This is a genomic window from Streptomyces sp. NPDC058955, assembly GCF_042741435.1.
Lineage (GTDB): Bacteria > Actinomycetota > Actinomycetes > Streptomycetales > Streptomycetaceae > Streptomyces.
This window is the reverse complement of sequence record NZ_JBHYKM010000102.1, coordinates 21,054-30,719: the sequence shown is the minus strand read 5'-3', so window position 1 is coordinate 30,719 and position 9,666 is coordinate 21,054. Positions and strand designations below refer to the sequence as shown.

The window sequence follows — 9,666 nt, the reverse complement described above, 5'->3', positions numbered from 1 at the left end:
CTCCGGCCCCCCCCCGCCCCCCTGGGCCGCCCTCCCCGGCCCCGGGCGCTGCGCGCCGCCCCCACCGCCCCCCCCCCGCCCCCCCACGCCCGCCTCGAAGTGGCCCGCGCCGCGGCCTCGGACGCACTGCTGCCCGCCCTGGACCAGACCCGCACCGTCGGCCTGGTCACCCTGCCGGGCGCCTTCGTCGGCATGCTGCTCGGCGGGGCGTCCCCGCTCACGGCCGGCGCCGTCCAGGTCTTCGTCCTGATCGCCCTCCTCGCCGTCGAGGCGGTCGCCGTCGCCCTCACCCTCGAACTCGCCGCCCGGGGCAGCCTCCACCGCCGCCCCGCACCCGACCCGAACGGTCAGAGGACCTCGAACCCGGCGTGAAGGCGCCGCCGGTGGTCCACCTGCCGCACCGGACCGGTCAGCGTCACCCGCGCGGTCAGCCGCGGATCCGTGCTGGAGGCCGCGAACCGCAGCTCCAGCCCGCCCGGCTCCACGATCCGCGTCCCCGCCCGGCCGGTGAACGACGCGAGGTCCGCGGGCACCTCCACCCGGACCCGCCGGCCCTCACCGGGCGCCAGGCCCACCCGTACGTACCCGACGAGGCGCTGCACCGGCTGCACCACGGACGCCACCGGGTCGTGGAGGTAGAGCTGGACGACCTCGGTGCCGGGGCGGTCGCCCGTGTTCGTCACGGTGAGGGCGAGGCGTACGACACCGTCCGTGGGCACCTCGGCCTCCTCCACCGTCAGATCGCCCCAGGCGAAGGTGGTGTAGGCGAGGCCGTGCCCGAAGCCGAACGCCGGCGTCGGGTCGATGTTGGACACCTCGCTGCGCCGGCCCAGCCGGGAGGCCAGATACGTCGACGGCTGGGCGTCCGGGTGCCGGGGCACGCTGACGGGCAGCCGGCCGCTCGGCTCCGTCCGCCCGCTCAGCACGGACGCGATCGCCGCCGTCCCCGCCTCGCCGGGGAAGAACGTCTGGACGATCGCGGCGGACTCGTCGGCCGCGCGGCCGAGCGCGTACGGCCGGCCAGCCAGCAGGGTCGTCACCACAGGTGTGCCGGTGTCCAGGAGCGCGTCCAGCAGCTGCTGCTGCGCCCCGGGCAGGCCGAGCGACCCGGCGTCGCACCCCTCGCCGCTGGTGCCCCGTCCGAAGAGCCCGGCACGGTCGCCGAGCGCCGCCACGACGAGGTCGGCGCCGCGGGCGACCGCGAGGGCCGGGGCGAAGCCGTCCGTGTCGGCGTCGTCGATGCCGGTGCCGCGCGCCACGACGATCTCGGCGTCGGGGAACTCGGCCGCCAGGGCCTCGCGCAGGGTGGGCAGTTCGATCCCCAGTGGCGTCCCGGGGTGCTGCCCGCCGACGTGGACGGGGAAGGAGTAACAGCCCAGGACGGCCGTGGGGGCCTCGGCGGTGGGGCCGACGAGGGCGATCCGGCGGGGTGTGCGCGGGTCGAGCGGCAGCACGCCGTCGTTGCGCAGCAGCACGACGGCCCGCTCGGCGATCCGTCCGGCCAGCGCGCGGTTGGCGTCCGGGTCCAGGTCCACCGTGCCCCGCAGGGCCTCCGGGTCGGCCGTGGTGTCGGCGCCGCGCAGCACCGGCGGGACCGGGCTCCAGTCCGGGTCGAGCAGCCCGAGCCGTACCTTCTGGAGGAGGACCCGCCGCACGGCCCGGTCCACCAGCTCCTCCGGCACCTGGCCCCGCCCGATCGCCTCGGCGAGGGGTGCGCCGAAGGTCTTGACGGTGGGCAGTTCGACGTCGACGCCGGCCGCGAGGGCCGCCCCGGCGGCCTCCCCGAACGTGCCGGCGACGCCGTGCAGCGTCTTCAGGAACGCCACGCCGAAGTAGTCGGCGACGACGGTGCCGGTGAAGCCCCAGGTGTCCCGGAGCAGCCCGGTCAGCAGCCGGTCGTCGGCGGCCGAGGGCACGCCGTCGGTGTCGGTGTAGGCGTGCATCACCGACCGGACGCCGCTCTCCCGGACCGCCATCTCGAACGGCGGCAGGATCACGTCGGCCAGCTCCCTGGCGCCCATGCCGACCGGGGCCAGGTTGCGGCCCGCCCGGGAGGCCGAGTAGCCGGCGAAGTGCTTGAGGGTGGCGACGATCCCGGCCGACTCCAGGCCCTGGACGTACGCGGTCGCGATGGTCCCGACGAGGTACGGGTCCTCGCCGATGGTCTCCTCGACGCGCCCCCAGCGGGCGTCCCGGACGACGTCGAGGACAGGCGCCAGGCCCTGGTGGACGCCCACCGCGCGCAGGTCGCGGCCGATGGCGGCGGCCATCTCCCGGACGAGGGCCGGGTCGAAGGTCGCGCCCCAGGAGAGGGGCACGGGATAGGCGGTGGCGCCCCAGGCGGCGAAGCCGGCGAGGCACTCCTCGTGGGCGACGGCGGGGATGCCGAAGCGGTTCGCGGCGGCTATCCGTTCCTGGGTGCGCATCAGCGACAGGGCGCCGAGCGCGGGGTCGACGGGGACGGTGCCGAAGGGCCGGGTGAGCTGGCCGAGGCCGTCGGGGAGCAGGGCGTCGAGATCGGCCGGCTCCTCCATGTCGTGCTGGTGCGGCGCGACCTCGGCGCCCTCGTCGGAGGCGCCGACCCACACGCCGTACAGCTGGGCCGTCTTCTCCTTCAGGGTCATCTCGCGGATCAGCGCGTCGACGCGGGCCTCCGCGTCCAGCGCGCGGTCGCGCCAGGCGGGGAGCGGGGCGGGGGGCTGGATGGCCACGGTGTCGGTCACTTTCCTCCGACTCCCATCAGCCCCTGGACCAGGGCGCGACGGGCGAACAGATAGACGAGCAGGATGGGGAGCATGGACAGGACGACGGCCGCCAGCAGACCGGGGATGTCGACGCCGTGCTCCGTCTGGAAGTCGTAGAGGCCCATGGTGATGACCTTGTTCTCCGAGGACTGGGTGAGCACGAGCGGGAACAGGAAGCCGTTCCACGCCTGGAGCGAGGAGAAGACCACGATCGTGGACAGGCCGCTCTTCGACAGGGGCAGCACCAGCCGGAGGAAGATCCGGCGGGGGGAGGCCCCGTCGACGGTCATCGCCTCGTACAGCTCGGGGGTGATGTCCCGCATCACACCGGTGAGGATCAGCGCGCAGACGGGCATCGCGAAGGCGGCGGTCGGCAGGATGACGCCCAGCAGGTTGTCGTAGAGGCCGGCCTCGTTGATCAGGTAGAACATCGGGACGATCACGGCCTGGGACGGGATGGCAAGCCCCAGGAGGAAGAGCCGGAAGACCCGGCCGGTGGCCTTGCCGTCGCTGCGGACGATGGCGTACGCGAGCGGCGGCACGAGCAGCAGGACGATGCCGACCACGCAGACGGTGACGACGACCGTGTTGAGGAAGTACTGCCCGAAGCCGTCGTTGAGGTCGTTGACGTAGTTGTCGAGGGTGAAGTGCTCGGGGAAGGAGAGCGGTCCGTTCGCCGCGTACTCGGCCCGGGTCTGGAAGGTGGCGACCAGCATCACGTACAGCGGCAGGCCGACGACGAACAGCCAGACCAACGAGCCGAATCCGGCGAGGTAGTTGGGGCGCTTCCGCATCACACGCCCTCCATGGTGCTGCGCATCCTGTCGTAGCCGGTCAGGCGCACCATGACCAGGGAGACCAGGGTGGCGACGAGGACGAGGAGCAGCGCGACCGCGGACGCGGCGCCGAAGTCGAAGCTCTTGAACGCCTTCTGGTACATGTAGTAGGCGCTGTTCGTGGTGTCGGTGCCCGGCCCGCCCTGGGTGAGGATCAGGATGGTGTCGAAGGTGGTGAGTCCGCCGACGACCATCAGGATGCCCGAGGTGACGATGGTGTTGCGCAGCTGCGGCAGGGTGATGTGGAAGAACTGCCGCACCCGGCCGGCGCCGTCGATCTGGGCGGCCTGGTAGAGGACTTCGGGGATGGACCGCGCCGCGCCCTGGTAGATCAGCGTGTGCAGCGGGGTGAACTGCCAGGTGCTGACGAGGACGAGGACGCCGAGGGCGCCGGTCTGCGTGCCGAAGAGGTTGCCGTCGCCGAAGAGCCACGTCGCCTGGGAGGGGACGCCGAAGTTGGGGTCGAGGACGGCGCGCCACAGGACGGAGACCGCGGTGATGGAGAGCAGCAGCGGGACGAAGTAGACGGCGGAGAGCACGGCGCGGTTGCGCTGCCGTCCGGCGGCCCAGACGCCGAGCAGGATGCTGAGGGGCGTCTGGACGACGACGCCGAGGACGGTGAGGAGCAGGCTGAGCCAGAGGCTCTTCACCAGGACGGGGTCGTCGAGCAGTCCGCGCCAGTTGTCCAGGCCGGCGAACTGCGGGGAGCCGAGGCCGTTCCAGCGGGTGAAGGAGAGCACGAGGACCAGGACGAGCGGGACGAGGGCGAACAGGCCGAAGAAGACGGCGGCGGGCGCCGCCCAGGCGAAGCCCGGGCGGCCCACTCCGGTCGCGGGGCGGCCGGGCCGCCCGCGGGGGACGGTCTTCGCGGCGCTGTCCACGGCGGAGGCTGTGGTAGTGGTCATGTCAGGCGTTCCGGAGGTCGGGCCGCGGGTCAGGCCGCGGGCAGGCTCTGCATGGCGGCGATGAAGGCGTCGGCGTCGGTCTGTCCGTTGAAGAACTGCTGGACGGCCTGGTGGATGGTGGTGGTGGCGGCCGGGGGGTACGCCTGGTCCCAGGAGAGCTGGAAGGCGGGGGCCTTCTTCACCAGGTCGTACTGGTACTTCGAGTAGGCGGGGTTCGCCGAACCGTCCAGGAACTGGGGGGTGTTGGTCGTCGTGGGCAGGTTGCCGATGGCGAGCTGGCCCTTGACGAACTCGTCCGAGTACATGAGCTTCAGGAACTCGGCCACGGCTTCGGGGTGTTCGGTGTTCTTCAGGACCGAGTAGTAGTTGTTGGTGTTGCCGGCGAGATTGGCCGGGTCGCCCTTACCACCCTCGACGGCCGGGAAGGTGCCGTAGCCGAGGTCGCTCTTCACGAAGTCGGGGTAGGCGTCCTGGAGGGTGGAGTACTCCCAGGAGCCCATGAGTTCGAAGGCGGCCTTGCCGGTGGCGAGGAGGGCGGGGGAGCCGCCGTCGGTGAACTTGACCGAGTCGTAGTTGGTGCCGAAGGCGCCGGCGTCGATCAGCTCCTTCAGCTTGCCGAGAGCCTTCTTGCTGTCCTCGCTCGCCCAGACGCTCTTGTCCCCGTTCACCGCCTTCTGGAAGAGCTCGGGTCCGGCGACCCGGTCGTAGAGGTACTGGAACCACATCTGGGTGGGCCACCGGTCGCCGCCGCCGAGCGCGATGGGGGTGACGCCCTTGGCCTTGAGGGCCTTGACGGCGGTCAGGAGTTCGTCCCAGGTGCGCGGCGCGGTGACGCCGGCGTCCGCCAGGACCTTCTTGTTGCTGAACAGCAGGACGGGCTGGGTGCCGCGCATGGGGACCCCGTACGGCTTGCCGCCGACGACCGCGGTCTCGAAGACCGACGGCAGGAAGTTCGACTTGAGCCCGGGGTCCTTCGCGACGAAGTCGTCGAGCGGCATGAGGAGGCCCGCGTCGACGAAGGGCTTGATGCTGCCGCCGCCCCAGTTGAAGAAGACGTCCGGGGCCTGCTTGCCGCTGATGATCGTCTGCAGCTTGGACTGGTAGTCGGCGCCGGGGATGGTGTCGAGGACGGCCTTGACCTTCGAGGTCTTGTTGAAGGTGTCGACGAGCTGCTTCTCCACCTTGTTGGTGGCGTCGCCGTAGACCAGGACGTGGATCGTGCCCGAACCGCCTTCCGCGGAGTCCCCCGAGCCGCCGCAGGCCGCCAGGGAAGCGGCCAGCGCCAGAGACGCCGCGCCGACGACGGTGGTTCTGAGGACTCGTGTGCGCCGCTTCATCGCTCTGCCTTTCGAAAGTGTTTCGGTCACATCGCCGAAACTTCCTGCTGCCGGACGCTAAGCCTGCCGGGACGGAGGGGCAACCCTCCGGCGGCGCGTTATCAAAGCGTGACCATGTGGGCGCGGGGAACGGTGCTCTATGCTGCGCGGATGCGAAACGACGAGGAGAACCGGCGCATCACGCTGGCTGAGGTGGCGCAGCAGGCCGGCGTATCACTTTCGACAGTTTCGAAAGTCCTCAACGGCCGGCAGGACGTCTCGGCGACCACGCGCGACAAGGTCGAACGGCTCCTCGAAGAGCACTCCTACCGGCGGACCACCCGCGTCGCCCGCGAGGCGCCCCTCATCGAGCTCGTCTTCCACGAGCTCGACAGCGTGTGGGCGATGGAGCTGATCCGCGGCGTCGAGAACCTCGCCAAGGCCCACCACGCCAGCGTCGTGCTCACCGAGAGCGGCACCCGGCACGCCCCCGCGCCGGACTGGATCGAAGGAGTGCTCCAACGCCGCCCCATCGGTGTGGTCCTGGTCTTCTCGTCGCTCCCCGACGCCGTGAAACGCCAGCTCGACGCCCGGTCGATCCCCTTCGTCATCGTCGACCCGGCGGGCGACCCCGAACCGGACGTGCCGTCCGTCGGCGCCGCGAACTGGTCCGGCGGCGTCGCCGCCACCCGCCACCTCATCGACCTCGGGCACCGCCGCATCGGCATCGTCACCGGCCCCGAGGACATGCTCTGCTCCCTCGCCCGGCTCGACGGCTACCGCTCCGCCCTCAACATGGCCGGCCTCGCCCACGACGACGCCCTCGTCCGCTTCGGCGACTTCCACGTCGAAGGCGGCCATGCGCGGGCGATGGAGCTGCTGCGACTGCCGGACCGCCCCACGGCGATCTTCGCCGGCAGCGACCTCCAGGCGCTCGGGGCCATGGAGGCCGCCCGGGTGTGCGGCCTGCGCGTGCCCGAGGACCTGTCCGTCGTCGGCTACGACGACGTGATGATCGCGCAGTGGTCCAGCCCGCCCCTCACCACCGTCCACCAGCCGCTGCGCGCGATGGGCGAGGAGGCCGTGCAGATGCTGCTGCGCCTGCGCGCCGGCGAGGCCGCGGTCACCCGCATGGAACTGGCGACGAGCCTCGTGGTCAGGAAGAGCACCGCCCCGCCCGGGCCCGACGCCCGCTGACGGGCCGACCGCTCAGACGAGGAACGGGGAGCCGTCCAGCGTCCAGTGCGGGTCCGGCGTGATGCCGAGCGCGGCGTACACCTGCGCGGCCACGTCGGCGTGGTGGAGGACCGGCCGGGCCGTCGCGGCGGACGGGCCGGGACCGCACGCGGCGATCCAGGCCGTCCGCTCCCGGGCGCTGCGGCCTCCGTGGCCCCCTTCGTCGCGGTGCCCGTGGTCCGTGACCACGAGGACCGTCCACCGCTCCCGCGGGTACGCGGGACGGCGGCGCACCGCGGCGAGGAGCAGGCCGAGGCGGCGGTCCGCCGCCTCGATGGACCGGCGGTACTCCGGGCCGCAGCCCAGGACATGGGCGGTCTCGTCGACCGCGCCCAGATAGACGAAGCCGGCGTGGAGCTCCTCGTCCAGGGAGAGGAGGCGCTCCGCCTCGGCGGTCACCCGCCCGTCCACCTCCTCCCAGCCCTCGGGGGTGTCCTCGCGGGGCGCGACGAACCCCAGCCGGCTGGGGGCGGTGAAGAGCGGGCCGCCGTCCCGGGCGAGGAAGAGCGGCGCCCACCCGCCGACGGCGAACGTGCGGCGGCCGCAGTCGGCGGCGAGCCGGGTCGTGAAGTCCGGGAAGACGTCGAGCCGGTTGCCATCCAGCCGGTTGCCCCACACTCCGTGCTTGGCGACGCCGACGCCGGTGACGACGGTGGCCCAGCACGGGCCGGACATCGTCGGCGTCACGTCGTCCACCTCGACCGGTGCCAGGAGGCCCGTCCTGGCGACCCCGTCGAGGTGCGGGGTGCGGAGCGCGGGCAGCAGGTCGAGGCGTACGCCGTCGATGCCGACGACGAGAACGCGGGAGGGGTCCGGTGCGCTGTCCATGGGCTGTCCCGAGGTGTCGTGGGCGGACGGAGGGCGGGGTCAGGACGCGACGCGGTGGAGCCGGATCAGGCTGCTCGCGTAGTCGCCGGCGGGAAGCCGCGGGTCGATGCCCCGGCTCACCAGGACCGCGCCGCTGTGCACCACGCCGAGGTCCGGGTCCCTGTAGCGCGCCGCCGGATCGAGCGCGGGCAGCCGCACCGGCGCGGGCGGGTGCCCGAAGCGGGTCACGGGGCGCCAGACGAGGACCGCGTGCTCGCCGCCGTCCGGCGCCGCGTAGTGGACCGCGGACACGGGGCCGCCGAAGGCGACGCGATGCTGCTGCCCCCGCTGGACGAGCGGGCGGATCCGCTTGTACGCGGCGACGAGTTCGGCGGCCTCCTTCAGCTCCTCCTCGGACCAGGAGGCCAGGTCCCCGCCGATCCCCAGCGCCCCGGCCATGGCGACGTGGAAGCGGAAGCGCAGCGGGGTGGGCCGGCCGCCGGTGGTGGGGCTGTCGGTGACCCACGCGCCCATCGCCCGGGCGGGGAAGAGCTGGGAGAAGCCGTGCTGGATGCCGATCCGGTCGACCGGATCCGTGTTGTCCGAGGTCCACGCCTGGTCGGTGCGGGCCAGGATGCCGAGGTCGACGCGCCCGCCGCCGCCCGCGCACGCCTCGATGCCCAGGCCGGGGTGCGCGGCGCGGAGCCGGTCCATGATCCGGTGGACGGCCCGGGTGTGATCGATCCAGAGCCGGTCGGGGTCGGGGTGCCCGTCCCAGCCCGCCTCGGTGAAGGGCCGGTTCGCGTCCCACTTGAGCCAGTCGACGTCGTGCTCCCGGACCAGCCGGTCCAGGGTCTCCAGCGCCCACGCCTCCACCTCGGGCCGGGCGAAGTTCAGCACCAGCTGATGACGGAGCTCGGTCGCGTCGAGCCGGGGGGGGGGGGGGGGCCCCCCCCGCCCCCCCCCCCGCTCCAGAGCGGTGCGGGTGTTCAGAGTTGGGGGGCCCCCCCACCCCCACCCCCCCACGCCCCCGGGGCCGCGACCGGTACAAGTCGCTGTCCCGGTTGACCATTTCGGGCTCCACCCACAACCCGAACCGCATGCCCAGCCGGTGCACCTCGTCGGCGAGCGGACGCAGCCCGCGGGGGAAGGCGTCGGGGCGCGGTGTCCAGTCGCCGAGGCCGGACCGGTCGTCCCGGCGGGTGCCGAACCAGCCGTCGTCCAGGACGAACAGTTCCGTCCCGAGCCCGGCGGCCAGCCGCGCGAGCCGGATCTGGCCGGCCTCGTCGACGCCGAACCCGGTGGCCTCCCACGAGTTGTAGAGCACCGGCCGGTCACGGTCCGGCTCCGGCAGCACCCGCCCGCTCACATACGCGTGCCAGGCCCGACTGGCCCCGCCGAAGCCGTCCGGCGCGTACAGCCCCGCGAACACCGGTGTGCGCAGCGTCTCGCCCGGCCGCAGGGTCCAGCCGATCCCCTCGTGACCGAAACCGCCGGTCCACGTCGTGCGGTCGACCGGATCGCGGTGCACCGTGACGCGCCAACTGCCGCTCCAGGCCAGCGCGGTGCTCCAGACCTCGCCCCCCGTCTCGGTGGCGGTGCCGTCATCGAGGGCCAGCCAGGGGTTCGCGTGGTGCCCGGTCAGGCCCCGGCGGCTCGTCAGCACGGTCTCGGCGCCGGGGCGGCGCGGGGGCCGGCGGGGGCGGCGGGCGGGATTCCGGGGCGCCAACACCTCGGTGAGCGACCCCCCGCCGGGGCCGCTCGCCGGCTGCGTCACCCTCCGGCCGGAGGGGACGGGCCTCTGCCTGGAGCACTTCTACCT

8 protein-coding genes and 2 pseudogenes are annotated in these 9,666 nt (G+C 73.2%); 3 read left to right on the top strand and 7 right to left on the bottom strand.

Annotated features, from left to right (window positions below; genetic code table 11):
* A partial coding sequence (locus ACFW1I_RS29810; RefSeq protein WP_384675716.1) for an ABC transporter permease occupies positions 1-372 on the top strand: 372 nt, incomplete at its 5' end.
* Here the strand turns inward: ACFW1I_RS29810 and ACFW1I_RS29805 are convergent.
* From ACFW1I_RS29805 to ACFW1I_RS29790, 4 genes are read right to left on the bottom strand one after another with little or no spacing between them, the layout of a single operon-like run.
* On the bottom strand, positions 348-2,723 hold the full coding sequence (locus ACFW1I_RS29805; RefSeq protein WP_384675714.1) for a beta-glucosidase: 2,376 nt from the start codon (positions 2,721-2,723) through the stop codon (positions 348-350). The genes ACFW1I_RS29810 and ACFW1I_RS29805 overlap by 25 nt on opposite strands.
* Positions 2,720-3,538 (bottom strand): carbohydrate ABC transporter permease, encoded by an 819-nt coding sequence (locus ACFW1I_RS29800; protein WP_384675712.1) that lies wholly within the window; start codon positions 3,536-3,538, stop codon positions 2,720-2,722. Before ACFW1I_RS29800 ends, ACFW1I_RS29805 begins: the two co-directional genes overlap by 4 nt.
* Positions 3,538-4,485 carry a carbohydrate ABC transporter permease gene (locus ACFW1I_RS29795; RefSeq protein ID WP_384675710.1) on the bottom strand — a complete coding sequence of 316 codons (948 nt, stop codon included), beginning with the start codon at positions 4,483-4,485 and terminating at the stop codon, positions 3,538-3,540. The genes ACFW1I_RS29800 and ACFW1I_RS29795 overlap by 1 nt, the downstream gene beginning before the upstream one ends.
* 29 nt (positions 4,486-4,514) lie before the next feature.
* The gene (locus ACFW1I_RS29790; protein ID WP_384675708.1) at positions 4,515-5,822 is read right to left on the bottom strand and encodes an ABC transporter substrate-binding protein; all 1,308 of its coding nucleotides are present in this window, start codon (positions 5,820-5,822) and stop codon (positions 4,515-4,517) included.
* Between the two features lie 150 nt (positions 5,823-5,972).
* Here ACFW1I_RS29790 and ACFW1I_RS29785 point away from each other — a divergent pair, with 150 nt between their 5' ends.
* Entirely contained in the window at positions 5,973-6,998 is a 1,026-nt protein-coding gene (locus ACFW1I_RS29785; protein WP_384675706.1) for a LacI family DNA-binding transcriptional regulator, read from the top strand.
* Positions 6,999-7,010: 12 nt separating this feature from the next.
* Here the strand turns inward: ACFW1I_RS29785 and ACFW1I_RS29780 are convergent, their stop codons facing one another.
* From ACFW1I_RS29780 to ACFW1I_RS29770, 3 genes and pseudogenes are all read right to left on the bottom strand, one after another.
* Positions 7,011-7,865, bottom strand: coding sequence for an alkaline phosphatase family protein (locus ACFW1I_RS29780; RefSeq protein WP_384675705.1), 855 nt, complete (start codon positions 7,863-7,865; stop codon positions 7,011-7,013).
* Between the two features lie 39 nt (positions 7,866-7,904).
* On the bottom strand, positions 7,905-8,744 hold the full coding sequence (locus tag ACFW1I_RS29775; RefSeq protein WP_384675703.1) for an alpha-galactosidase: 840 nt from the start codon (positions 8,742-8,744) through the stop codon (positions 7,905-7,907).
* A gap of 193 nt (positions 8,745-8,937) precedes the next feature.
* Positions 8,938-9,489 (bottom strand): annotated as a pseudogene (locus ACFW1I_RS29770) (alpha-galactosidase); the annotation flags it as partial.
* On the opposite strand from ACFW1I_RS29770, the pseudogene ACFW1I_RS29765 reads away from it, so the two are divergent.
* Positions 9,377-9,666, top strand: a pseudogene (locus ACFW1I_RS29765) (hypothetical protein); the annotation flags it as partial. The pseudogenes ACFW1I_RS29770 and ACFW1I_RS29765 sit on opposite strands and share 113 nt — an antisense overlap.

Bases quoted from the DNA above. Each gene is read 5' to 3' on its own strand.
- ACFW1I_RS29795 (WP_384675710.1), bottom strand. From the start codon at position 4,485: ATGACCACTACCACAGCCTCCGCCGTGGACAGCGCCGCGAAGACCGTC.
- ACFW1I_RS29800 (WP_384675712.1), bottom strand. From the start codon at position 3,538: ATGCGGAAGCGCCCCAACTACCTCGCCGGATTCGGCTCGTTGGTCTGG.
- ACFW1I_RS29780 (WP_384675705.1), bottom strand. From the start codon at position 7,865: ATGGACAGCGCACCGGACCCCTCCCGCGTTCTCGTCGTCGGCATCGAC.
- ACFW1I_RS29785 (WP_384675706.1), top strand. From the start codon at position 5,973: ATGCGAAACGACGAGGAGAACCGGCGCATCACGCTGGCTGAGGTGGCG.
- ACFW1I_RS29790 (WP_384675708.1), bottom strand. From the start codon at position 5,822: ATGAAGCGGCGCACACGAGTCCTCAGAACCACCGTCGTCGGCGCGGCG.